20 protein-coding genes are annotated in these 24,072 nt (G+C 51.2%); 13 read left to right on the top strand and 7 right to left on the bottom strand.

The features are described 5' to 3' along the window. The 6 genes from ACQY6F_RS06800 to ACQY6F_RS06775 all read left to right on the top strand — a co-directional run. Positions 1-117 (top strand): LysO family transporter (locus ACQY6F_RS06800; protein WP_428773171.1); only part of this gene is annotated, 117 nt, incomplete at its 5' end. An 85-nt stretch (positions 118-202) separates the two neighbouring features. Further along, positions 203-715 carry a hypothetical protein gene (locus ACQY6F_RS06795; protein WP_428773167.1) on the top strand — a complete coding sequence of 171 codons (513 nt, stop codon included), beginning with the start codon at positions 203-205 and terminating at the stop codon, positions 713-715. Positions 716-818: 103 nt separating this feature from the next. After that, complete coding sequence (panP, locus tag ACQY6F_RS06790) at positions 819-2,465, top strand: pyridoxal-dependent aspartate 1-decarboxylase PanP (RefSeq protein WP_428773166.1); 1,647 nt, start codon at positions 819-821, stop codon at positions 2,463-2,465. 285 nt (positions 2,466-2,750) lie between these two features. Next, positions 2,751-3,605 carry a MurR/RpiR family transcriptional regulator gene (locus tag ACQY6F_RS06785; protein WP_428773164.1) on the top strand — a complete coding sequence of 285 codons (855 nt, stop codon included), beginning with the start codon at positions 2,751-2,753 and terminating at the stop codon, positions 3,603-3,605. Between the two features lie 249 nt (positions 3,606-3,854). After that, positions 3,855-4,124: a GrxA family glutaredoxin gene (locus ACQY6F_RS06780; RefSeq protein ID WP_428773162.1), complete on the top strand. Its 270-nt coding sequence runs from the start codon at positions 3,855-3,857 to the stop codon at positions 4,122-4,124. 184 nt (positions 4,125-4,308) lie between these two features. Beyond that, positions 4,309-5,991, top strand: coding sequence for an aspartate:alanine antiporter (locus ACQY6F_RS06775; protein WP_428773161.1), 1,683 nt, complete (start codon positions 4,309-4,311; stop codon positions 5,989-5,991). 88 nt (positions 5,992-6,079) lie between these two features. Here the strand turns inward: ACQY6F_RS06775 and fabV are convergent, their stop codons facing one another. From fabV to ACQY6F_RS06760, 3 genes are all read right to left on the bottom strand, one after another. After that, complete coding sequence (gene fabV, locus ACQY6F_RS06770) at positions 6,080-7,282, bottom strand: enoyl-ACP reductase FabV (RefSeq protein ID WP_428773159.1); 1,203 nt, start codon at positions 7,280-7,282, stop codon at positions 6,080-6,082. Between the two features lie 159 nt (positions 7,283-7,441). Then, positions 7,442-9,721 (bottom strand): acyl-CoA dehydrogenase, encoded by a 2,280-nt coding sequence (locus ACQY6F_RS06765; RefSeq protein ID WP_428773158.1) that lies wholly within the window; start codon positions 9,719-9,721, stop codon positions 7,442-7,444. 51 nt (positions 9,722-9,772) lie between these two features. Next, entirely contained in the window at positions 9,773-10,399 is a 627-nt protein-coding gene (locus ACQY6F_RS06760) for a TetR/AcrR family transcriptional regulator (RefSeq protein ID WP_428773157.1), read from the bottom strand. A 450-nt stretch (positions 10,400-10,849) separates the two neighbouring features. Here ACQY6F_RS06760 and ACQY6F_RS06755 point away from each other — a divergent pair, with 450 nt between their 5' ends. Next, positions 10,850-11,749: a 1-aminocyclopropane-1-carboxylate deaminase/D-cysteine desulfhydrase gene (locus tag ACQY6F_RS06755; RefSeq protein ID WP_428773156.1), complete on the top strand. Its 900-nt coding sequence runs from the start codon at positions 10,850-10,852 to the stop codon at positions 11,747-11,749. A gap of 21 nt (positions 11,750-11,770) precedes the next feature. Beyond that, entirely contained in the window at positions 11,771-12,103 is a 333-nt protein-coding gene (locus ACQY6F_RS06750) for a DUF1496 domain-containing protein (protein ID WP_428773154.1), read from the top strand. On the opposite strand, the gene ACQY6F_RS06745 is transcribed toward ACQY6F_RS06750, so the two are convergent. Further along, a complete protein-coding gene (locus tag ACQY6F_RS06745) occupies positions 12,086-13,534 on the bottom strand; it encodes an NAD-dependent succinate-semialdehyde dehydrogenase (RefSeq protein ID WP_428773152.1) in 1,449 nt (482 codons plus the stop codon). The genes ACQY6F_RS06750 and ACQY6F_RS06745 overlap by 18 nt on opposite strands. 120 nt (positions 13,535-13,654) lie before the next feature. Continuing rightward, positions 13,655-14,563, bottom strand: a complete 909-nt coding sequence (locus tag ACQY6F_RS06740; protein ID WP_428773150.1) for a LysR family transcriptional regulator — start codon at positions 14,561-14,563, stop codon at positions 13,655-13,657. Between the two features lie 163 nt (positions 14,564-14,726). Here ACQY6F_RS06740 and ACQY6F_RS06735 point away from each other — a divergent pair, with 163 nt between their 5' ends. The 4 genes from ACQY6F_RS06735 (at position 14,727) to katG (ending at position 20,465) form a co-directional block, all read left to right on the top strand. Then, the gene (locus tag ACQY6F_RS06735) at positions 14,727-15,203 is read left to right on the top strand and encodes a DoxX family protein (protein WP_428773149.1); all 477 of its coding nucleotides are present in this window, start codon (positions 14,727-14,729) and stop codon (positions 15,201-15,203) included. Between the two features lie 22 nt (positions 15,204-15,225). Continuing rightward, complete coding sequence (locus ACQY6F_RS06730; RefSeq protein ID WP_428773148.1) at positions 15,226-16,167, top strand: glutathione S-transferase family protein; 942 nt, start codon at positions 15,226-15,228, stop codon at positions 16,165-16,167. A 219-nt stretch (positions 16,168-16,386) separates the two neighbouring features. Then, positions 16,387-17,937: a methyl-accepting chemotaxis protein gene (locus ACQY6F_RS06725; RefSeq protein WP_428773146.1), complete on the top strand. Its 1,551-nt coding sequence runs from the start codon at positions 16,387-16,389 to the stop codon at positions 17,935-17,937. A 317-nt stretch (positions 17,938-18,254) separates the two neighbouring features. Beyond that, positions 18,255-20,465 carry a catalase/peroxidase HPI gene (katG, locus tag ACQY6F_RS06720; RefSeq protein WP_428773144.1) on the top strand — a complete coding sequence of 737 codons (2,211 nt, stop codon included), beginning with the start codon at positions 18,255-18,257 and terminating at the stop codon, positions 20,463-20,465. Positions 20,466-20,549: 84 nt separating this feature from the next. Here katG and rarD read toward each other — a convergent pair whose 3' ends face one another. Continuing rightward, positions 20,550-21,452, bottom strand: coding sequence for an EamA family transporter RarD (gene rarD / locus ACQY6F_RS06715; protein WP_428773142.1), 903 nt, complete (start codon positions 21,450-21,452; stop codon positions 20,550-20,552). Positions 21,453-21,746: 294 nt separating this feature from the next. On the opposite strand from rarD, the gene yddG reads away from it, so the two are divergent. Beyond that, the gene (yddG, locus tag ACQY6F_RS06710) at positions 21,747-22,667 is read left to right on the top strand and encodes an aromatic amino acid DMT transporter YddG (RefSeq protein ID WP_428773140.1); all 921 of its coding nucleotides are present in this window, start codon (positions 21,747-21,749) and stop codon (positions 22,665-22,667) included. 38 nt (positions 22,668-22,705) lie between these two features. On the opposite strand, the gene ACQY6F_RS06705 is transcribed toward yddG, so the two are convergent. Continuing rightward, positions 22,706-23,902: an EAL domain-containing response regulator gene (locus ACQY6F_RS06705; RefSeq protein ID WP_428773138.1), complete on the bottom strand. Its 1,197-nt coding sequence runs from the start codon at positions 23,900-23,902 to the stop codon at positions 22,706-22,708. Positions 23,903-24,072: the final 170 nt, after the last annotated feature.

Raw genomic sequence — 24,072 nt, 5'->3', positions numbered from 1 at the left:
CCCGTGATTCAGACCACCGGCGGTGTGCGTTGTGTGCCTATAGCCATTGTCAGCGGCTTTATTCTCAGTCTTTTGGTGCCGGTACTGATGCTGTTCTTTGTCTCTCTTGCTGGCTAGATCGCAGGAATCAGCTACCAGATGCACTAAACTGCGGTAGCAAAAAATACATTACGATAATAATACGCTTCAAAAAGGAAACACTATGAAACGCTTAATTGTTGCCACGCTGCTTGCGGCGACGTCGTCGCTGACTTTCGCGGCGGACAATGCGTGTTTGTCCAAGAAATACGATGCCTATATCGACGCTTCACTTCACTGGTATCAGGATTTGGCGGAATTGACCGCCAGCCAGTATCCGGATCTGAAAGAAGTCTCGGAATGGTTTTTAACCGGCCGTAAGCATCACTTTGAACTCAATCGTGCTGCCGTTCATTACTACTTGAACAACGATGCCTCCAAAGTGGCGGTTGAACGCCCGGTTGAAGCCTGGCTGCAACTGGAACAACACGACATCAAAGTGCTGGCATCCCGTAGTGATGAACTAGGCGCACTGGCCAAAGAGACATTCGCAGACCGCCAGTCCAAGCCTCATCCACAAAATTACGAGTTGCGCTCCGCCTTCGCTGATCTGTTAGCGAAACCGGCCCAGATTGACACAGCACTGCAACGATATAATAAGTCGATTAAGCAGTTAGAAGCGATTAACTGCCAATAAGAAACCAGGCCAATTCGAACGAGCTCCAATTTAAGGCGGGACATTAGTCCCGTTTTCGTTTAGATTGTGCCGCTTACAACAATCAATACATATATAACGCTGTATGGTATCGGAACATAAAACGGCTGACGTAAGCTTCGATAGTCTTCTTCGAATCTTCACAGTGCCAGAAGGACCAGATTCAACGCTGACAAGAATTGAAGCGGAGCTGTCACGCAACCTGAACGCATTTCTGCGCGAGCACATCGTTGCGGAAGAGAAGCCTCTGCGTGATATCGAGAAAGATTTCTCCAACCCATCCATTCCTGAACAGCCGGAGTTTGTCTCCGATCATACTCAGCACCTGCTGGATACTTTGGTCTCCCAATCCGTCCATACTTCAGCTCCCAGCTTTATCGGTCATATGACTTCGGCACTGCCCTATTTCCTGATGCCGCTGTCCAAGATCATGATTGCACTCAATCAGAACCTGGTCAAAATCGAAACCTCCAAGGCATTTACCCCGTTGGAGCGCCAGGTGATCGGCATGCTACACAAGCTGGTCTATGGCCAGGATGACCCGTTTTATAGCCAGTGGATGCACAGCGCCAACCATTCGCTCGGCGCGTTCTGCTCCGGCGGAACCATAGCCAATATCACTGCCCTCTGGGTGGCACGCAACAATGCCCTTAAAGCCGATGGCACTTTCCACGGCGTTGAAAAAGAAGGCCTGTTTAAAGCCATGCGTCATTATGGCTATGAAGGCATGGCGATTCTGGTGTCAGAACGTGGCCACTACTCTTTGAAAAAAGCAGCGGACGTATTAGGAATCGGCCAGGAAGGTCTGGTGCCTGTGGTTACAACCGCGGAAAACCGGATTTGCCCACGCGATCTGGAAGACAAGATCGCCGAATTGAAAGCGCAGAAGATTAAGCCGTTTGCGGTAGTCGGCGTCGCCGGTACCACAGAAACCGGTAATATCGACCCGCTGGCCGACATTGCGGCCATCTGCCAACGCGAAGGCTGCCATTTTCACGTTGATGCCGCCTGGGGTGGCGCAACACTGATGTCAAACAACCACCGTAAATTACTTAATGGTATCGAAATGGCGGATTCCGTCACTATCGATGCGCACAAACAGCTGTATATCCCGATGGGAGCCGGCATGGTGTTGTTCAAAAATCCCGATGCGATGGCCTCAATTGAACACCACGCGCAATATATCTTACGTAAAGGATCCAAAGACCTGGGCAGTCACACTCTCGAAGGCTCGCGTTCCGGCATGGCGATGCTGGTCTATGCTGCTATGCATATCATCAGCCGCCCTGGTTATGAATTGTTGATCGATCAGGGAATTGAAAAAGCCAACTATTTTGCCAACCTGATCGAGGCGCAGGAAGATTTCGAACTGGTGTCCAAACCCGAGCTTTGCATTCTGACCTATCGTTATCTGCCGCCACAGGTGAAACAAGCCCTGCTTAAAGCCGATGCGGACCAGCGTGAACAGCTCAATGAACGGTTAAATGAGCTGACCAAATTCGTTCAGAAGAAACAGCGTGAAACCGGCAAGTCTTTTGTCTCTCGTACACGCCTGAACCCCGAACAATGGGACAGACTGAACACCATCGTGTTCCGCGTGGTACTGGCCAATCCTTTGACCTCCACCTCCATTCTGGAGTCGGTACTCAAGGAGCAGCGCGAAATCGTCCAGCAGGCCCCCAATTTGATGGCCGATATCGAACGAATGGCCCGCGACATCCTGAAAAATTGAAAATTTATTTCTTTTTGCAGCAAAATAATTGATTTTGAAGCGGTAAACGAATCAAAAATCAGCAAATATGAATCTAATTTTGTAGTTTAAACAAAATTTTGTTTGAGTCTGGTCATATAATCAGGCGATAAACTGTATAAAAATTACTGCAATTGTATGCCTTCGGTTTATACTGATGGTGATGGCGCTGGTGTAGTAAATACCTATTAGGAAGTCACTTTATTCCTGTCCCCTATTATGGTTTTGGTATTACCAGCGAGATGTGCTCTAGCCCTCGTGAACACTATGAATACATTAGAAAAAATTCAAAAAAATCTGGAAAACTTTAGCAAGTCAGAACGCAAAGTGGCCGAAGTAATCATGGCTTCTCCACAGACTGCGATTCATTCCAGTATCGCGACACTGGCCAAAATGGCCGACGTCAGCGAACCGACAGTTAACCGCTTCTGCCGTCGCCTGGATACCAAAGGTTTCCCGGATTTTAAACTGCACCTGGCTCAGAGTCTTGCCAATGGTACACCTTATGTGAACCGTAATGTTGAGGAAGACGATGGTCCGGATGCGTACACCCACAAGATTTTCGAATCAACCATGGCCTGTCTGGATGTAGCGAAAAACAGCTTAGATCCAATGCAGGTAAACCGTGCGGTCGATTTGCTCACCCAAGCTAAAAGAATTTCCTTCTTTGGTCTGGGCGCTTCGTCGGCTGTAGCCCGGGATGCGCAAAACAAGTTTATCCGGTTTAATATCCCCATCACTTGTTTTGAAGATGTGGTGATGCAGCGCATGAGTTGCATCAACAGCACTGACAACGATGTCATCGTGCTGATTTCCCATACCGGACGGACTAAGAGCCAGGTTGAAATTGCCAATTTGGCACGTGAAAACGGTGCAACTGTAATCGCCATTACGGCCAAGGACTCCCCCCTTGATAAAGCCAGTTCGCTGTCTATCACTTTAGATGTACCGGAAGACACCGATGTCTACATGCCAATGGCCAGCCGCGTAGTACAAATGACGGTGATCGACGTGCTGGCAACCGGCTTTACGTTACGCCGTGGCACGGGCTTCCGCGAAAACCTCAAACGGGTAAAAGAAGCGCTGAAAGATTCGCGCTACGACAAGCTGTCTCAGTTGTAATAACCTGAACCTGCCGTTGTCTGCTTGAAGACATAGATAGTAAACGGAGCCCAGCGGCTCCGTTTTTGTTTTTCTGCTTACTTGGGCGGTTGTCGGATGGTGATCCAAGGCAGGGGTCTGGTTTTCAGCTGCACTGGTGAACAAAAGCTGTTCAATAGAATTTGCCTATTGAAGCAAGAGGCCATTGCCACTTTATTTCCTAACTGGGATAAGGCATAGTGAACGCATTAAACCATAGGAGAAAGATTTATGTTCGTTGTGATTTTTGGTCGCCCTGCCTGCCCTTACTGTGTTCGTGCAAAAGAGCACGCGGAAACGCTAAAAGCCAAACGTGACGATTTTAACTACCGTTACGTTGATATTCACGCAGAAGGTATTACTAAAGCGGATCTGGAAAAGACCGTTGGTAAGCCGGTAGAAACCGTGCCACAAATCTTTGTTGATCAGCAGCACATCGGCGGCTGTGATGATTTTGAAGCTTACGCTAAAGAACATCTGGGTCTGTTCGACACTGTTTAATAGCAGCATTTATTCTTCTAAGCCGCCGGACAGGCGGCTTTTTTGTGTAAAAAAAACGGCGCAATTTTGGCAAAAGTCAGCTAATAGTTAAGAATAAAAAATTTCACTTATCTTTTGCTAAGAATTAGATACAATCCGCACACTTAAACGCGCTGACGCGCACCGACAAAATCAGATCCCGGCCGTGAATATTGACGTCGTACTCTTGCTAGAACAAAACCCCATCCTCCTCATCTTCGTGGTGCTGGCTATCGGCCTCGCTATCGGAAAAATTCGCTTTGGCAGCCTGCAACTCGGTAACTCGATTGGCGTACTGATCACCTCGCTGGTGATGGGTCACCTCGGTTTTACCTTTACCCCGGAAGCCCTGACCATCGGCTTTATGCTGTTTATTTACTGTGTCGGAATAGAAGCCGGACCTAACTTTTTCGGTATTTTCTTTAAAGACGGTAAGCACTATTTCATTCTGAGTATGGTGGTGCTGGTCACCGCCATCACCATTACCTATTTTTCCAGCCAGATATTTGAGCTCGACTACGGCCTGGCAGCGGGGATGATGGCCGGCTCGCTCACCTCCACCCCGGTTTTAGTGGGTGCGCAGGACGCGCTCAGCTCCGGTCTGGCAACGCTGCCACGCAACTTTGACACTAGCCTGGTGATGGAAAACCTCACCGTTGGCTATGCGATGGCGTATCTGATTGGCCTGATCAGTATGATCATGTTCGCCAAGCTGATGCCTCAGTTGCAAAAGCAGAACCTGTCTGACTCTGCCCAACAAATCGCCCGGGAACGCGGCATTGGTGGCTCAGGGCAGCGCAAGGTGTATCTGCCCATCATCCGTGCTTATCGCGTTGGCCAGGAGCTGATCAACTGGATAGACGGGCGCAACCTGCGTGAACTGGGTATCTACCGCCAGACCGGTTGCTACATCGAACGTATCCGCCGTAACGGCATTATTGCCCATCCGGATGGCGACGCTATTTTGCAGGAAGGCGACGAAATCGCCCTGGTCGGTTTCCCCGACAGCCATGCCCGTCTCGATCCAAGTTTTCGCAACGGTAAAGAAGTGTTTGACCGTAACCTGCTCGATTTACGCATCGTCGAAGAAGAGATCGTGGTCAAAAGTGATGCCATCGCCGGTAAGCGACTGTCCGACCTGAATGTCTCGGAATTCGGCTGCTTTCTGAACCGGGTGGTCCGGGCCCAGATAGAAATGCCAATGGACCTGGATATCGTGCTGGCCAAAGGAGACATCTTACAGGTCAGCGGCGAGAAAAGCCGCGTGCACGGCCTGGCGGAGAAAATCGGCTTTATCTCCATCCACAGCCAGATAGCGGACCTGCTCGCGTTCTGTAGCTTCTTTATTCTGGGTATCTTACTTGGCCTGGTCACCATGAGTTTTGGTCAGGTGTCGTTTGGCCTCGGCAATGCCGTCGGCCTGCTGCTGTCTGGGATCACACTGGGATTCCTGCGAGCCAACCACCCGACTTTTGGTTATGTGCCACGCGGGGCGCTCAATATGGTCAAAGACCTCGGCCTGATGTTCTTTATGGTCGGAATCGGCCTCAGTGCCGGTGGCAAAATGTTTGAACACCTGTCACAGGTGGGCATCAAAGTGATCGGCCTGTCATTTCTGGTCAGTGTCGTGCCGGTGGTGCTGGCCTACCTGGTCGGAGCCCACGTTCTGAAAATGAACCGGGCACTGCTGTTCGGTGCGATCATCGGCGCCCGTACCTGCGCCCCGGCGATGGACATAGTGAATGATTATTCCAAATCCACCATCCCGGCACTGGGCTATGCGGGAACCTACGCCATTGCTAACATTCTGATGACGCTGGCCGGTACCGTACTAATCATAATCAGCTGAGACCCGTTGTAGCGGTGGATTAACCGCTACTAACAGTCAGGCATAAAAAAAGGCGCTGTAAACACAGCGCCTTTTTCAGCATTGAAAATCAGATCTCGATGAAATCTGCTTCAACCTGCGGGTTAACATCAGCTTCGTAGTCCACACCGTCAACACCGAAACCGAACAGCTTGAGGAATTCTTCTTTGTATTCCACGTAGTCAGTCAGTTCTTTCAGGTTTTCTGTAGTGATTTGAGGCCACAGATCACGGCAGTGTTTCTGGATGTCTTCACGCAGTTCCCAGTCATCCAGACGCAGACGGTTCTTCTCGTCCACTTCTGGCGCGCTGCCGTCTTCTTTGTACAGACGCTGACTGAACATACGGTAGATCTGTTCCATACAACCTTCGTGAACGCCTTCTTCACGCATTTTCTTAAATACCATGGCGATGTACAGAGGCATAACTGGAATTGCAGAGCTAGCTTGAGTAACCACAGATTTCAGTACCGCTACGTTAGCCGTGCCGCCATGCTCGCCCAGTTTCTCATTCAGTGCTGCTGCTGCGCGGTCCAGGTCCATCTTCGCCTGGCCCAGAGCACCTTCCCAGTAGATTGGCCAGGTCAGCTCAGTACCGATGTAGCTGTAAGCGACGGTTTTACAACCTTCTGCCAGTACACCAGCGTCGGACAGAGCGTTGATCCACAGTTCCCAGTCCTCGCCGCCCATAACGGTCACGGTGTCTTTGATTTCCTGTTCTGTGGCAGGCTCTACACTCGCTTCAATGATGACATCTTTGTTGGTGTCTACTGCTGTTGCGGTGTAAGTTTCGCCGATAGGCTTCAGTGACGAACGAATCAGCTCACCTGTTTCTGGCAGTTTACGTACCGGAGAAGCCAGAGAATAAACCACCATGTCTACCTGGCCCAGGTCTTGTTTGATCAGGTCGATGGTTTTTTGCTTGGCTTCGTTGGAGAACGCATCACCGTTCAGGCTCTTGGCATACAGGCCTTCCTCGCGAGCCAGTTTGTCAAAGGCCGCCGCGTTATAGAAACCCGCTGTGCCTGGTTTCTTTTCTGTGCCTTCTTTCTCGAAGAACACACCAATGGTTGCCGCGCCACCGCCAAAAGCAGCCGCAATACGAGATGACAAACCGTAGCCACTGGAAGAACCCACGACCAGCACACGTTTTGGTGCGTCTTTAATTGGGCCTTGTGCTTTGGTATAAGCGATTTGTTCTTTTACGTTCGCCTCACAACCCACTGGATGGGTGGTGGTACAGATAAATCCACGAATTCTAGGTTTGATGATCATATTCAACTTCCTTAAAAAATCCCCGCTAGGATAAAAGTTTCAAGGCTAAAACTCATCTAGTTTCTGAAAAAACTGCCACAAAATGCAAGTGGTTGGAGCACTTTATGATGAAACAGAAAAAGGCATCTCATTGAGATGCCTTCGCCTGGTCACTTTTGCTTAAGCGACGCTATTTAGCTTTCGTTGGTCAGGCTTGCCTGTAACCACTTCACTCATATCGTGGCTGAAGTTATCCACCTGAATTGCACGGTAACGCAATTTGTCTGCAGCCAGAATCTGATCGATTTCAGCATCGGTCAGAACACCGGCCTCTCGAGCTTGCTCCAGACGAGTGGTCAACATGCCTTTACGATCGACTTTGCCATCTTTGGCGGCTTTATTCAGCTTACGCTCCAGCTCGCGAACCCCGTACATAGCCAGGAAGGCTTGTTCCATCAATCCACGGGCATCGTTTTCATCACCTACATAGCAGAGGTGGGTCAGACGATCACGGTGTGCGCCTGGAGTCATCAGGCTTTCTGCCAGTTTGACGGTCAGAACATCATCCGGACGTTTGAAGTGATTACCCAGTGGGAAAACAAGTGCTTTCAGTAGCGGTCCAACGCCTTTAACCGGGAAGTTATTGTACGCTTCCTGCAGCGACTTCGCCGCATGGTAGAAACAGTGCTGAATCGCATAGTGGACATAGTCTAAGTCCTGTTGTTGACGACCATCATCTTCATATTTCTTCAGTACTGCTGACGCCATGTAAAGATAACTCAAGCCATCCCCCAGACGCGCTGAGATCAGTTCCTTACGTTTTAGCTCGCCACCTAGCGTCAACATAGCAAAATCAGCGCTTACCGCCAGTGCCCGGCTCAGACGGGTTAAATCGCGGTAGTACTGCTTGGTCGCTCCGCTCATTTCTGCTTTGACGAAACGTGAACCAGTTAACGCCGCACCGAACGCGCCGAAGGTATTTTTAGTCGCGTGTGCTATGTGCTTAAACAGCAACTTATCAAAATCTTTTGCACCTTGCTCTTGGTCTGGATTGGCAGCGGCTTCCATTTCGCTCAGAACATACGGGTGACAGCGTGTTGCACCCTGGCCAAAGATCATCAGGTTGCGGGTCAGAATGTTCGCCCCTTCCACTGTGATCGCGACCGGAATACCCAGATAGTGATTGGCCAGGTAGTTCATCGGGCCATCCTGAATCGCACGACCCGAATGAATATCCATCGAATCATTCAAAATGGTACGGGCGATCTCTGTCATATGGTATTTGGCGATAGCGGTGACGATACCGGGCTTTTCTTTCATATCCAGTGACGTGGTGGTCAGGGTACGAGTCGCTTCAAGCAGATAAGTCAGGCCACCGATACGGCCCAGTGCTTCTGCCACCCCTTCAAATTTACCGATAGACATACCAAACTGCTTACGCACGTAGGCATAAGCGCCAGTAGTACGGGCGGTCAAGTGACCGATCGCGGTGCCCAGAGCCGGCAGCGAAATACCTCGTCCTGCAGACAAACACTCAACCAGCATACGCCAGCCCTTCCCTGCATAATCGACACCGCCGATCAGCCAGTCAATTGGGATAAACACGTCCGTACCACGGGTCGGGCCATTCATAAAAGCCAGACCAAGAGGATCATGACGCTCACCCACTTCAACACCAGGGTGGCTGGTCGGAATCAAGGCACAGGTAATGCCGATATCGACTTTATCGCCAATCAGGTTCTCAGGGTCACGCAGTTTGAACGCCAAACCCAGTACTGTTGAGACAGGAGCGAGTGTGATGTAACGCTTATCCCAGCTCAATCGGATACCCAGTACTTCTTTACCTTCGTGCTCGCCGTAGCAAACTTCACCAATATCTGGGATCGCACCCGCATCGGAACCCGCTTCCGGACCGGTCAGGGCAAAACAAGGAATATCCGTACCGTCGGCAAGGCGAGGCAGCCAATAATCCTTCTGCTCTTGGGTACCGTAGTGCGACAGCAATTCGCCCGGGCCGAGTGAGTTCGGTACCATGACGGTCACTGCTGCACTGGTGCTCTTAGTACCGATTGTGGAAACAATTGTGGAGTTAGCAAACGCCGAAAATTCACGGCCGCCGTACTCTTTAGAAATGATCAGCGAGAAGAAACCTTCTTGGCGCAGGTAGTCCCAGACTTCTTTCGGCAAGTCACGTTGGTGACGCACGATTTGGAAATCGTCCAGCATTGTCATCAGAGTCTGCAACTCGTTGTCAATGAAAGACTGCTCTTCTGCGGTCAAAGTAGGTTTAGGGTAATGGTGCAGTTTGGCGAAATCCGGACGACCGGAAAACAACTCGCCATCCCACCATACACTACCGGCTTCCATAGCCTCTTGCTCAGTTTTGGACAGAGGTGGTAGTAGTTTTTTGAACATATTAAAAGCCGGGTCGCTCACCCATTTTCTTCTCAAAGAGCTCATAATCAGATCCTTTTGTTCACGTTTTTGTAGGGTTCGTAGTTATTGTTAGCGTTATTTGGCCGCCATTCCTGCCGCCAAGTAGGGGATTATTTTATCCACGATCGCTTTGGCATCGACTTTCTGGCCATAATCGTTTTCGGCAATTTCCGCCAGAGCCTTACTGGACGCCATGGTGAAAACGCAGGTGCCCAGAGTAAAGTGCAATCGCCAGAACAGTTCTTCTCTGTCCAAATCCGGATTGGCGCGCATAATCGAATCGGTAAACAGGGTTAGAGTTTCCTGATAACGCGTGGTGATAAACCAGCGTAAGTGACCTTGCACATCGGTATAGCCGCGCCCTATCAGCAACATAAAACGGCTGGTGCCATTGGGCCGAACATCATTCAAAGCGCGAAGTGGACCTCGTAGCGACTCAAACACATCTTCCATGCTGTAATCGTCGTTGAGGTTGAGCGTGATCAGCGCGTCCTGCACTGCTGGCATAAAAGCCTCCAGATACCGGTTCAATACCGCTCTAACCAGCGTTTTTTTGTCACCAAAGTGATAATTGACCGATGCCAGGTTAACCGCCGCCTTACTGGTGATGGTTCTCAGTGAGGTGTCGTTAAAGCCGTGCTCTGCAAACAGCGCTTCGGCCACATCAAGTATTTTTTCCTTAGTGCGATTTCTGGGTGCCATTTTAATCACTCGTATTAAACATCTGTTTGAAAATATACAAGCGACCTACAGGATTAACAAGCAATTAACATCACAATTTTGTAGATTGGTCTGACCACGAATAAATAAATGTCAGTAACTTACTGAATTAGAAAGGACTAAAAACAAACTTAAAATATTCGTCAACTTTTTGGGAACTGACGGGCAATTGACTAGTCATAACAAGTGTAGTTCGCAGAGCATTGAGAGTTTCACTGGCCGTCAAACTGCATTCAACCTGAGACTACAAGTTACGCTGCTTTTTCTTATTAACTCCTATGTTTGTATCCGCCCAGAACCCGTTGTTCTGGGCTTTTTTTATTTTAACCTCAGGTTAGGCCAAAAATACATTCGCGAGCCTTATTGTTGCGGGATACGATTTCACTGCTAAATCGGCTAAACTGTGCAGCCTTTTCTCAAAATCCGTTTGCTATGAAACTGCTCGAAAGCCCGGTCACACAGCATCAATTTGGCGATATTGGTTTCTTTTTAAAGCGCGATGATCAACTTCACGCGCATTTTTCCGGTAACAAGGCGCGCAAGTTCGCCTCATTGCTGGAGCTAGACCAGCCAGATATCACCACTCTAATCAGTTATGGCAGTGCCCAGGCCAATTCGCTGTTTTCTCTCGCCGCGCTGGCATGCATCAAAGGCTGGCAGCTTGAATACTACGTAGACCGGATTCCGCACTGGCTGAAACAACAGCCGATCGGCAATTACCGGGGAGCGCTGGAGCTGGGCGCTCAGGTCATTGCGGTTTCGGAGTGTGTCGACAAACCGATACATCCTCGCGATTACATCAGCGATATTCGACGCCCAGATGGCTATTGTCTGGTGGTGCCTGAAGGCGGACGGTTTAAGCAAGCGGAGCATGGCGTCAAACAGCTGGCGAGAGAACTGCTGAGCTGGAGCCGTTATTACCGCGAGCACCAGTTTGTGGTGGCATTACCTTCAGGAACCGGGGCCACCGCGCTGTATTTGCACAAGCATCTCGCTCCCCATGGCATAGAAGTGCTGACCTGTCCCTGCGTTGGCGGGGAGGCCTATCTGCGCAGTCAGTTTGCCGAACTGGAACCGGACGGACACCCTACGATTTTGCCGCTGGAACGAAAACATCACTTTGGTCATCTCTACCGGGAGGATTACCAAATCTGGCAGCAGCTTCTCGAATCCACTGGCGTTGAGTTTGATATGCTCTATGATCCATTAATGTGGCGTTGTCTTAGTCAGTGGCATCAAAAAAACCCAGATAAAACTATCATTTACGTTCACCAAGGTGGTTTGTTGGGTAATGAAAGTATGCTGCCACGCTACCAGCGCCAGTATGATTAGCCGGGAACAAGGAATTCACCGATGCATTCAAAACATTCCAAAAATACAGCTTTCAAGTCAGCTCTGCTACTGAGCCTAACTATAGTTGGCGCGGCCAATGCTGAAGTTATCTCTACGTCGTCTGAAAAAGCGATTGTTGCTCTGGATAGTGCCAATCTCGGCCAGCGAGTCTGTTTCTATCAGGGCCAATCCTATTCTTTGGGTGCGGTGCTGAGCGTGGGTGATTTTCTGTTGGAATGCCGAGCGGAAAAAAGTTTCGAATCTAACGGTGCACTGGCCTGGAAACGCCTGGCGGCCGACGGCAGTCAACCGCCGGCAGAGAAAAAGGTCAAAAGCTTAAAGACCACCCATTAATACATATTTGTCCTGCAGGAATTCATCCAGTCCCTGCCGTCCCCCTTCGCGTCCTAATCCGGACTCTTTGACGCCGCCGAAGGGGGCCACCGCGGTAGAAACCAACCCTTCGTTGATCCCAACCATACCTGATTCCAACTGTTCAGATAACCGCCACGCCCTGGCCAGCGACTGAGTGTAACAGTAGTTCGCCAGCCCATACGGCGTGGCGTTGGCGCGTTCAATCACTTCCTGCTCATCACTGAAACGAAACACCCCGGCGACCGGGCCAAAGGTTTCTTCCTGAGCCAGTAACATGTCATCGCTGGCTTCGCTGATCACATGCGGGCTGATGAAGAGGGAATCTGCCGGTACAGCGGATCCATACTGGACAACGCCACCACGGCTTTTAGCATCTTCTATATGGCGACGCACTTTGTCTGCGCCGGACTGATTGATCATCGGCCCTATCTGGCTGCCAGAAAATCCATCGCCCACTTTAAGCTTGGCGACCCGGTCGACCAATAGTTTAACAAACTTGTCGTACACACCGTCCTGAACAAAAACCCGGTTAGCGCAGACACAGGTTTGTCCACCGTTGCGGAACTTGGCCACCATCAGGCCCTCGATGGCGGCGTGGAGATCGGCGTCGTCAAACACGATAAATGCCGCATTCCCCCCCAGTTCCAGCGACAGTTTTTTCAGGCTGTCAGCACACTGCGCCGCCAGTAACTTACCGATGCGGGTTGAGCCGGTGAACGACAGTTTGCGGATCCGCTCACTTTCGCACAACCTTTTGCCGATCCGCTCGGAATCCCCCGTCACCACTTGTAGCAGCCCGGCTGGCAGCCCTGCTCTTTCAGCCAGTTCCGCTAATGCCAGGGCGCTGAACGGAGTGTCGTGGGACGGTTTCAGTACCACTGAGCAACCAGCGGCCAGTGCCGGTGCGCATTTTCGGGTGATCATCGCCGCCGGGAAATTCCACGGCGTGATCGCCGCCACCACACCAACCGGCTCTTTGTTGACCAGAATTCGGGCATCGGCTTTATGGCTAGGGATCAATTCACCGTAAGCTCGCTTTGCCTCTTCGGCAAACCACTGGATAAAACTGGCCGCGTAGCTGATTTCCCCTTTCGCTTCTGCCAGCGGTTTACCCTGCTCCAGGGTGAGTATTTTAGCCAGATCGTCCCTGTGTTCCATCATCAACTGATACCAGCGTAACAAGATCTCAGCACGATGCTGCGCGGTGGAGGTTTTCCAAAGTTTAAAAGCATCGTGAGCGTATTCAATTGCCATTTCTATCTGCCCACAGGTCAGATTCGGCACGGTGCCAATCAGCGCACCATCGGCGGGGTTATACACTTTACAGGTCGCTAAGTTTTCAGCGTCGGTCCAATTACCATTCAAGTAGCAGCGCTGGTGAAACAGGCTGGGGTCATTAAGCTCTATCATGTCGAATATCCGTTTATCAAAGGCTTAATTCCAGCATAGCAGCTAGAGAGTTAAGCAATGATTAAGCGGTTTCGAGTCACTGGCTCTTGGGTCAGTCAATTACCGTTTCTGCGTGCAATCTCACTGTTGGCTAAGATTATCCCAGTAAGGCTGCTCACCATAATAGTCGCTGACGAAATCAATAAATGCCCGAACCTTACGGGCCAGAAACTGGCGGTTCGCGTACACTGCATACAAATAGAGAGGGTCAGGCTCCATTCCTGGCAAAATCACTTTCAGCTGGCCATGGCTGATAGCATCACCGGCAATAAAAGTGGGCTGGACTATGATGCCACCACCGCACACCGCAGCGTTTACCAATAAATCGCCGTTATTGGCCACCAGTTTTGCTGACAGTTTAATGTCGCTGCTGTGGGTAACCCCTTGAAAAAGATTAACCGGATCACCGTAGGAATATTTTAAGAACCGATGCTGCGCCAGATCGTCAAGACTCTCCGGCTCACCGTACTCACGCAGGTAGTCCGGCGAGGCACAGATGGCCATCTTGACCGGCACGATTTTTTTGGCAATCAACGAGGAACTGGGCAGCTTGCCGATACGCAGCGCCACATCAATGCCCTCTTCGACGATATTCACCTTACGGTCCTCAAGGCGGATATCGACCGCAATCTCGCGGTGCTTACGCTGAAAATCCACCAGCAGTTGCGGCAAATGGCGGCTACCAAATGACATTGGCGCACTGATGGTCAGCTTGCCGCGCACTTCCGCATCCATGTCTGACAGGGCATTTTCCATCTCGTCAATGTCTTCCAGTACCTGCATGCAGGACTGATAGTAGTGACGTCCGGCTTCAGTGAGGCTAACTTTACGAGTAGTACGATGAAATAACCGGGTATTAAGGTGTCCTTCCAGATGAGACACATACTTACTTACCAGCTGTGGCGACAGCTGTAGTTTCTCTGCCGCTCTGGAGAAACTGCCCTGTTCAACGACCGCGGCAAACGCGCGCATAGTAGTCAATTTGTCCATTAATGTCCTCCGCCATAGCACCGACAACATGCACTATGCACTCTGTTATTAACAACAATATGTTGGTAATTATTAAACAGATTTGCCATTTATCAAATGGTAATTGAGTAATAAAGTTAACTCAACGATACGCAAGAGCGAATTGAGCACAAAGGAACAGATTATGAGTAATACATTGATTAATAAAGTTTTAGACTCCAACACCACCGTTTCTTCACTGGTATTGCGGGTACCACTTGGACTGGTATTAGCGGCCCATGGCGCGCAAAAACTGTTTGGCTGGTTTGGCGGTTATGGCCTGGAAGGCACTGGTCAGTGGATGGCTAGCATCGGATTCGAACCTGGTTACCTGATGGCTCTGCTGGCCGGCAGCGGCGAATTTTTCGGCGGTCTGGCACTGGTTCTGGGCTTATTGACTCGTCCCGCCGCTCTGGTTACGGGCTTCACCATGCTGATGGCGCTGACCTTTCACTGGCCGAACGGGCTGTTTCTTTCCAATAACGGTTATGAATACGCACTGATGCTGACAGTGGCATCGCTAACTCTGGCTATTCAGGGTGCGGGACGCTGGTCACTGGACCACTGGTTACTGCAGCAACTGGCTGAAAAGTCAGCGCAAAACAAACAAAAAACAGCGTAAACCCAACAACGAGGAGATCCACATGCTAGTCGATGGTAAATGGAGCGAAAATTGGCAGCCGGTGCAGTCAAAGGACAGTGAGGGCCGGTTCGTCAGACAAACATCCAGTTTTCGCCACTGGATCACCCCGGACGGCTCGGCCGGGCCGACCGGTGATGCTGGCTTTAAGGCTGAAGCGGGACGCTATCACTTGTATGTGGCGTACATTTGCCCCTGGGCTTCACGCGCCTTGATGGTTCGCGAACTCAAGCAACTCACTGAGCTGATCACCGTCAGCGTGGTCAACCCGGTACTGACCAACCAGGGCTGGCAATTTGGTGGTTTTCCCGGTGCCGATGCCGATACCCTGCATGGCCACCAGTATATGCACCAGCTGTACACTCAGGTCGACCCGAACATTAATGGCCGAGCGACAGTCCCCGTGCTTTGGGACAAACAGCGCAACACCATAGTGAACAACGAATCGGCTGACATCATTCGTATGCTGGGTAGCGCCTTTGACCACCTGACCGGCTCGACACTCGATCTCTACCCAGAGCCGCTGCGTGCTGAGATTGACGCGCTGAACGAAACCCTCTATCACCAGTTGAATAATGGTGTGTATAAAGCAGGTTTCGCCAGCAGTCAGTATGCCTATGAAGAGGCCTATGGACAGGTATTTTCTACCCTGGACGTGCTTGAAAAGCAGCTTGCCGATGGACGTCGCTATATCCTGGGCGACCAACTGACCGAGAGCGATATTCGTCTGTTTGTCACCCTGGTTCGCTTCGACCAGGCCTATTACGGACTGTTCAAATGTAACCGCAACCTGATTGCGCAAATGCCACAGTTATCGGGTTATATTGAACGCATCCGGCAGTTGGACGGCATTGAGAATACTATCCGTATTGACCATATCAAACACGGTTACTATTCCATCAAGACGCTCAACCCGGCCGGTATTGTACCTCTAGGACCAAATTGAGCGACAGTGACTCCCGGCTGGTCCGTGCCAATCCACATGCCATTTGCTTGGCAGCACAGCAAGTAAATGGCGTATAAAACCGGATAAATTTCCAACTTGAGTCACAATGCGAATGCTCTGCCTAATAGACTTTAGTCAAAGATTGACGCTAACTCATTAAATTTATGGGATAAAGCGTTAATTTTTGCTCCTAAGTTTTTATCCGATTAGGTAGCGGCTATGACAACACGAATGCGCGATATTCTGCCAGAGCTGGCACTTTGGACCTCTGCGGCACTGGCCAGTTTGTACTATTTTGGCCCCGCCAGCACGGTACCAATCATCGCAATTGCCATGCTAACTCCGCTTATCAGGGCCCGGAAAAACACCGCCCCGGTTGTACAGCAGGCAATATCCACAGACGATACTATCATGGCAAAAATTGCTGACGAACTCAGTGCCAATGCGGTCAGTGCTGCGGAAGTCTCCTTTGCCATCGACCAGCTCAAATCCAAAGCCAGCAACCAGATCACCTCTATTGGCCATATTGCCGATACCTCCGACGCAATTACCGACACCCTGACCAGCACCTCAGTCTCCGCGCAGCAGACGTTGGTGGCAGCGCAGGAAATGCACCGCTCCAGCACACAAGGCCTGCAAGAGTTACAGGTTAGCGTGGAAGCCATGGAACAGATCCAGCTGCAAACCACCGCCTCGGTTCAGCAAATTGACAACCTGGATGCTCAGGTCAACCGGATCAAAAGTGTCGCCCAGGTAATCGAAGACATCGCCTCGCAAACTAATTTGCTGGCGCTGAATGCCGCGATAGAAGCCGCCCGTGCCGGCGATTTAGGCCGGGGGTTTGCCGTGGTCGCAGATGAAGTGCGTAACCTGGCAGAGCGTACCTCACAAAGCACAGAAGAAGTGGCGCAAATCGTCCAACAGATCCTGACCGAAACCACCGAAGTAAACAGCACCATCAACGGCCTGTCAGACAAAGTGAGCCTGGGATCGGACAGTATTACCAGTGTCGGTGACAGATTAAAGCACATCGCCGTTCAGGCCGAAGACGTGGAGCAGCAGGTGTCTGCCATCACTCAGGGCGTGGAGTCTAATGAGCAGGGTCTGCGCCACATCGGCGATGCCATCAGCGATGTCAAACAGGATCTGGCCGACAGCGATCAGCAACTGATGAAATTGCAGCAAGAAGCGGATCGGCTGATGAAGATGGCCGAACACAGCAATGCGGTGCTGGTCGAACATGACGAGTCGAGCATTCACCGACCCTACTTCGAGCTAACCAGCACCCTGGCTGCCCAAATCGGCCAGCAGTTTACACAAGACATCCGTGCCGGAAAAATCACCCAACATGACCTGTTTGATCGCCACTATCAGCCCATCGCCAACACCACACCAGCCAAATACCATACCCAGTACGATCGCTATTGCGACCAGGTACTGCCAGCGTTGCAGGAACCGATCGTTAATGAAATGCCCGGCATTGTTTATGCCATTGCTAACGACAATAAAGGCTATGTGCCGACGCACAACAAACAGTTCTGTCAGCCACTGACCGGTAATCCGGAACAGGATATGGCCGCCAACCGGACCAAACGGATTTTTGATGACCGGGTTGGTCAGCGCTGCGGCAAACACACCAATACCATGTTACTGCAAACCTATAAACGTGATACCGGCGAAGTGATGCACGATCTGTCAGTACCGATATTTGTTGACGGCAAACACTGGGGATCGGTACGCATGGGTTATCAGCCGCCGCAAGGCCACTAACCATTTGCCCTTCACTCACAAAAAGCCGCTCAGCAATCCCGGCGGGTAATGCGGCTTTTGTTTAACTGGCGCTTGCCCGGCCAGGCCTTAGTTCCGTTCTCTAACTACGCGTATATCTCGCTCATATTCCAACAACTTGTCAGCAGGTACATCACTTCAACGCGCCGCCTTCTGCGCGGTTTAAATTGATTGATTCTACCTATTGAAACAATTGAAAAAGCCATCTTTCGCTTGCCCATAGAGCGTCTATAGTTAGAAAGAATCAACTGGATGTATCAGATGACAACTCAAAATCCTAATGGAAACAGGAGTTCGACATGAACAAAGATAAAGGCAGTGCTGGCGGTCAATGCCCGTTTATGCACGGCAGTAACACCCACCAAGGCGGCGTGGGCACCACCAACCTTGATTGGTGGCCGAACCAGCTCAACATACGTATCCTGCATCAGAACGACCGCAAAGCTAACCCGATGGGCGATGACTTTGATTACAAAAACGAATTCAACAAGCTCGACCTCAAGCAAGTCAAAAACGACATCGAAGACGTACTGACCACATCCCACGACTGGTGGCCGGCGGACTATGGTCACTACGGTCCATTTATGATTCGGATGGCGTGGCACGCTGCAGGGACTTATCGTACCGGGGACGGCCGCGGTGGAGCATCAACCGGTAACCAACGTTTCGCGCCGCTCAACAGCTGGCCGGATAACGGCAACCTGGATAAAGCGCGCCGTCTGCTCTGGCCGGTAAAACAGAAATACGGCAAAAAACTGTCCTGGGCCGATCTGTTTGTGTTGGCCGGCAACGTGGCCCTCGAATCCATGGGCTTTAAAACCTTCGGTTTTGGCGGCGGCCGGGTCGATATCTGGGAACCAGAAGAAGATATCTACTGGGGTACCGAAACCGAATGGCTGGGTAACACTCGCTACAGTGGCGAACGAGACCTGGAAGATCCGCTCGCGGCGGTTCAGATGGGGTTAATTTACGTCAATCCGGAAGGGCCTGACGGCAATCCGGATCCGGTCGCGTCCGGTAAAGACGTTCGTGAAACCTTCGCCCGGATGGCGATGAACGACTATGAAACCGTCGCACTGACCGCAGGAGGGCACACCTTCGGTAAATGTCATGGTGCCGGAGATCCTGACTTAGTGGGCCCTGAGCCTGAAGCGGCGCCACTTGAGCAGATGGGCTTGGGCTGGAAGAGCAGTTATGGCAGTGGTAAAGGCCGCGACGCCATCACCAGTGGACTGGAAGGCTCCTGGACCCCAACCCCAACTAAGTGGGACAACAGCTATTTCGAAATGCTGTTGGGTCACGAATGGAAACTGACCAAGAGCCCGGCCGGTGCCAACCAGTGGGCGGCGGTCAATCTGACCGAAGGCAACCACGCACCAGATCCAGAAGATGCCTCGCGCAAAGTGCCCATCATGATGACCACGGCAGACATGTCACTGCGCGAAGACCCTGAGTATCGCAAAATCTCAGAACACTTCCGCGCCAACCCGGATGAGTTTGCCGATGCGTTTGCCCGAGCCTGGTTTAAGCTAACCCACCGCGACATGGGGCCAAAATCCCGCTATCTGGGTCCGGAAGTCCCTGCCGAAGATCTGATCTGGCAAGACCCGGTTCCGGCTGTCGACCACGATCTGATTGACGCTAACGACCAGGCTGAACTGAAGAGCGCGATTCTGGCCAGTGGCCTCAGCGTCTCCGATTTGATTTACACTGCCTGGTCATCGGCTTCGACCTTCCGTGGCTCAGACTGCCGTGGTGGTGCCAACGGTGCCCGGATCCGCCTGGCACCGCAAAAAGACTGGCAGGTGAATCAGCCGGCGCAACTGAGTGGCATTCTGGCCAAACTGGAACAGGTCCAGCAAGACTTCAATGCTAAACAGTCTGGCAATAAGAGAGTTTCACTGGCGGATCTTATCGTACTGGGTGGTAACGCGGCGGTTGAAAAAGCAGCCAAAGATGCCGGTCACAACGTGGCGGTACCTTTTGCCCCTGGCCGTACCGATGCCACCGATGAGCAAACCGACGCGGAATCGTTCGATGTACTGGAGCCAATAGCAGACGGTTTCCGTAACTTTGCCAAACAGGTGTACTCGGTCAGTGCCGAAGAAATGCTGCTTGACCGCGCCCAGTTGCTGACCCTGACTGCGCCGGAAATGACGGTATTAGTCGGCGGTATGCGGGCGCTGAACGCCAACTACGGTCAGTCACAACACGGTGTGTTTACCGACAAACCGGCGACCCTGACCAACGACTTCTTCGTCAATCTGCTCGACATGAACACCGAGTGGGTACCCACCTCAGAAGCCGCTCAGGAGTTTGAGGGACGGGATCGTTACACTGGCGCGGTGAAATGGACTGCAACCCGGGTTGACCTGGTGTTTGGCTCCAATTCGCAGCTGCGCGCATTAAGCGAAGTGTATGCCGAAGACGGGGCTGAGCCTAAGTTCGTCGAAGACTTTGTCAACGCCTGGACCAAAGTCATGAACGCCGATCGCTTTGATCTGAAATAGCGAAAGCGCGTTAGAAAAACCAAGCGCCCGCCGATGCGGGCACTTTTTTAATGCTTGCAGCGATGCGGTTGCCTGGCTCAGCGTTTACCTGGCGGCACCTCTTGCCAGCCGATATCTCGGCCCTACCACACTGATGGTCAGCCCGCTCCAGATTAAGATAAAGCTGGCAAGCTTAACCGGGTTAAGCGGTTCATTAAACAGCGCCAACGCGATGAAAAACTGAATACTGGGTTCGATGTATTGCAGCAGGCCAATCTTAGCCATGCTGACATGGCGAATGGCAATGCAGTAGAACAGCAGCGGCAGCAGAAACATCGGCGCCGAGCCAAGATAAAACGCCACCAGCGTCCAGTCGCCAGCCAGCATCTGAGTACCTCGGCTGGTTTCTACATACACCAGGTAGATCAAGGCCAGCGGCGACAGCATCAAGACTTCCAGAAACAGCCCCATGGTCCAGGAATAGTGACACTTGCGTTTGCACCAGGCATACAAAGCAAAGAAAATCGCCATCAGCAGTGCCGCAACAGGGGCCTGCTCGCTTTGAGAAATTAATACCAGCAGACCGGCAGTGGCGAAGACCAGGGCAATTTTCTGATGGCGGGTTAACCGTTCTCGATAAGCGATCACCCCCAGCGCCACCAGCGTGAGTGGGCTGATAAAAAAGCCCAGGCTGGCATCAAACACCCGCTCGTGGGTCATCGCCCAGGTAAACGCCGTCCAGCAGACGCTCATCATGAGACTGGCCAGCAAGGTGTAGCGCAGAGACGTCTTGTCATTCAGTACCTGCTTAAACTCGGCCGGGTTGCCGAACAGCCACACCATGATTAGTGCTAAGGGGACAGAGGCAACAATGCGGATGCTGAGTAGTTCATCGGCTGGAGCCGCTGGCAAATATTGATAGTAAAGCGGCAGCATCCCCCATAAAGTGAACGCCATGGCGACAGACGCGACACCATATTTTTCTACCCACAATCCATTGCCCTTCACCAGCGCCTCTCCTTTTTTGCCGCTTAATTCTAACGGCAGATACCCGGTGGCTCAGCATGCTCCAGACCACCACAGTTTATGTTAATTTTGTGTAACGAAGCGATATCATATCGCCACCCTCTCCGCTCGCACAATAGTATTCCTCTAACTTGATGCAAAAATAAGCCATATTTTCTCTATACAAAAAAATGCACCAAATTCTGTTAATAATTGCTCGCCAATAACAGAAATATTCAGTAGCTTGATAGGCAATTATCGCTGATTCGGCATCACCTCTGACTGATTGAGACAAACATGAACAAATACACCCTGGCCGGTTGCGGGGCTATTTTTCTCTGGAGCACCACCATTGGCTTTTTTCGCAATGTTACCGAACAACTGGGCCCGATAGGCGGCTCGGCCATGGTCTATACCGTGGCATCGGTCATGCTGGTGCTGTTTGTCGGTCTGCCTAAAATCGGCCGCAGCGACTGGCGCTACCTGCTTATCGGTGGTGCGATGTTTGTCCTGTATGAAATCTGCCTGTCGCTGGCACTCGCCATGGCCCATAGCCGCATGCAGGCGATTGAAATGAGTGTGATCAACTATTTGTGGCCAAGCCTGACGGTGTTACTGGCCGTCATAGCCAGTCGTAAACCGGTCAATTGGTTACTTTACCCGGCAATGGCACTGTCGTTTCTGGGCGTAGCCTGGACCCTGGGCGGCGAGCAGAATGTGTCGCTGTCGCTGCTGATGAGCAATTTCCGCGATAACCCAGTGAGTTACTCGCTGGCCTTAGCCGGCGCGTTTATCTGGGCGATGTATTGTAACGTCACCAAGCGGATGGCCAACGGCAAAAATGCCGTCAGCTGGTTTTTTATCGCGACCTCGGTCACTTTATGGATCCATTATGCGCAGAGTGACGAGCCCGCGATGGTGTTTAATCTCGATGCCGGTTTAGATTTGCTGCTTGCCGCGGCGGTGATGGGGAGCGGCTACGCACTGTGGAATATCGGTATTACCGGTGGCAACATGGTGTTCTTAGCCACCCTGTCGTATTTCACGCCGATTTTGTCGACGTTCTTTTCGGCGCTGATCCTCAACGTCGAGCTGACCGGCAAATTCTGGCAGGGCGTGGCGATGGTGACCCTGGCCTCGCTGGCGTGTTGGTGGCTAACTCGCGAGCAGGACAAAACCGCCCTGGCCAGCCAGTCGTCGACCACGCCCACCAGTTGAGAAACTCAATTGCCACTTTTTCAACGGAGAAAACTATTCTAACAGGCTTTACTGTGAATCCAGCTGTGGTGCCAGCGCAGCAGGCTGTCCATCGAACGGGGTTTACAGATCAAATAGCCTTGAACATGCAGAGCCTTCATATTGGTTTCAAGATAGTGGTAATCCGCAAAATCTTCGATTCCCTCCGCCACCAGTAAGACATTAAGTTGCCCGGCGATCTGCGCCAGCGACTTCACCACCACCTGATTAAACCGATCACAGTGAATGTCTTGTATCAGGCAACGATCAATCTTGATTTCAGTAAACGGAAGGCTGCGCAGCTCCTGCAAATTGGTAAAGCCGGTACCATAGTCATCCAGTGACAAGCCAAACCCCCGAATGCGAAACCGATTCAACGTTTCCAGCTGCTCGGTACTTTTCAGCGCCAGTTCTTCGGTAATCTCCAATACGATTTGTCTGATATCAGCGTTATGCCGTTTGATTAAACTGTGCAGGTACTCCGGGTAGTGGGGGTCTACCAGTTGTGACGGCGATAAATTCAGGCTCAGCTTTACCTGTTTGCCAAATTCCGCTGTCAGTGCCGGCAGATCGTCGAATGCTTTTTCAAATAGCTGGTCGGTAATGGCATTCAGTAAGCCATGCCTCATGGCAGTAGGCAGAAAACTACCCGGTAAGATGGCGTTGGGGATGCCGGGTTTGGCAATACGCGCCAACGCTTCCAAACCCGTAACGCGGTTAGTGAAGATATCCACCTGTGGCTGATAGTAAGGCGTAAAATATTTCTGTTCCAGACAATCGAGTAACTCATCTTTAGTCATCTCCATTGTGGTATGGGCGTTGTTGGCTATCAGCTCGTTAAACCGGTTAAACACTCTTTTCAGAGTATGTTTTTCCACAGGCTTGGCGATGTTACCAATCAGGCTAACCCGATGTTGCCTGGCAATGTCCGCAGCCAGTTTAATGACTCGACTCTCCATTGCAGACACAATACATACGCCGCCGTGATAATTAATTTTACCCAGCTCCCGGATAACCGCCATTCCGTCGACGTCCGGCATATTTAGATCAATGAACACGGCTGAATACTGTTCAGGATTCTCGCGGATCGCGTTTAACGCTTTGACCGGAGAGCAAAAAGTCACAACCTGGTCATAGCCTAATTCTGCAAGCATAGAACTCATCAGCAATAGAATTGCCTGAGAATCGTCGATCACAACGATCTTGGTATTGTTCATGTTATTTTTACCAAACTGACGCCCATATAATAACCATAGTGGCAATACGGCATACTACAAAAGTGCTGATCAAGAATGTGATAAGAGCCTGCGATCATGCACATTTTTTGTGTATTCGATTCATATCCGCTGAGTCAATTGGCCAGGATTTATCACATTCTTTTTCGCGG

The sequence above is a fragment of the Vibrio sp. genome (assembly GCF_050299255.1).
Classification (GTDB): domain Bacteria; phylum Pseudomonadota; class Gammaproteobacteria; order Enterobacterales; family Vibrionaceae; genus Vibrio.
The sequence above is the reverse complement of the archived record's forward strand: the minus strand, read 5'-3'. Positions and strand labels throughout refer to the sequence as shown.

Coding starts and splice junctions, on each gene's coding strand:
- ACQY6F_RS06795 (WP_428773167.1), top strand. CDS start 203: ATGAAACGCTTAATTGTTGCCACGCTGCTTGCGGCGACGTCGTCGCTG.
- panP (WP_428773166.1), top strand. CDS start 819: ATGGTATCGGAACATAAAACGGCTGACGTAAGCTTCGATAGTCTTCTT.
- ACQY6F_RS06785 (WP_428773164.1), top strand. CDS start 2,751: ATGAATACATTAGAAAAAATTCAAAAAAATCTGGAAAACTTTAGCAAG.
- ACQY6F_RS06780 (WP_428773162.1), top strand. CDS start 3,855: ATGTTCGTTGTGATTTTTGGTCGCCCTGCCTGCCCTTACTGTGTTCGT.
- fabV (WP_428773159.1), bottom strand. CDS start 7,282: ATGATCATCAAACCTAGAATTCGTGGATTTATCTGTACCACCACCCAT.
- ACQY6F_RS06765 (WP_428773158.1), bottom strand. CDS start 9,721: ATGAGCTCTTTGAGAAGAAAATGGGTGAGCGACCCGGCTTTTAATATG.
- ACQY6F_RS06760 (WP_428773157.1), bottom strand. CDS start 10,399: ATGGCACCCAGAAATCGCACTAAGGAAAAAATACTTGATGTGGCCGAA.
- ACQY6F_RS06755 (WP_428773156.1), top strand. CDS start 10,850: ATGAAACTGCTCGAAAGCCCGGTCACACAGCATCAATTTGGCGATATT.
- ACQY6F_RS06750 (WP_428773154.1), top strand. CDS start 11,771: ATGCATTCAAAACATTCCAAAAATACAGCTTTCAAGTCAGCTCTGCTA.
- ACQY6F_RS06745 (WP_428773152.1), bottom strand. CDS start 13,534: ATGATAGAGCTTAATGACCCCAGCCTGTTTCACCAGCGCTGCTACTTG.
- ACQY6F_RS06740 (WP_428773150.1), bottom strand. CDS start 14,563: ATGGACAAATTGACTACTATGCGCGCGTTTGCCGCGGTCGTTGAACAG.
- ACQY6F_RS06735 (WP_428773149.1), top strand. CDS start 14,727: ATGAGTAATACATTGATTAATAAAGTTTTAGACTCCAACACCACCGTT.
- ACQY6F_RS06730 (WP_428773148.1), top strand. CDS start 15,226: ATGCTAGTCGATGGTAAATGGAGCGAAAATTGGCAGCCGGTGCAGTCA.
- ACQY6F_RS06725 (WP_428773146.1), top strand. CDS start 16,387: ATGACAACACGAATGCGCGATATTCTGCCAGAGCTGGCACTTTGGACC.
- katG (WP_428773144.1), top strand. CDS start 18,255: ATGAACAAAGATAAAGGCAGTGCTGGCGGTCAATGCCCGTTTATGCAC.
- yddG (WP_428773140.1), top strand. CDS start 21,747: ATGAACAAATACACCCTGGCCGGTTGCGGGGCTATTTTTCTCTGGAGC.
- ACQY6F_RS06705 (WP_428773138.1), bottom strand. CDS start 23,902: ATGAACAATACCAAGATCGTTGTGATCGACGATTCTCAGGCAATTCTA.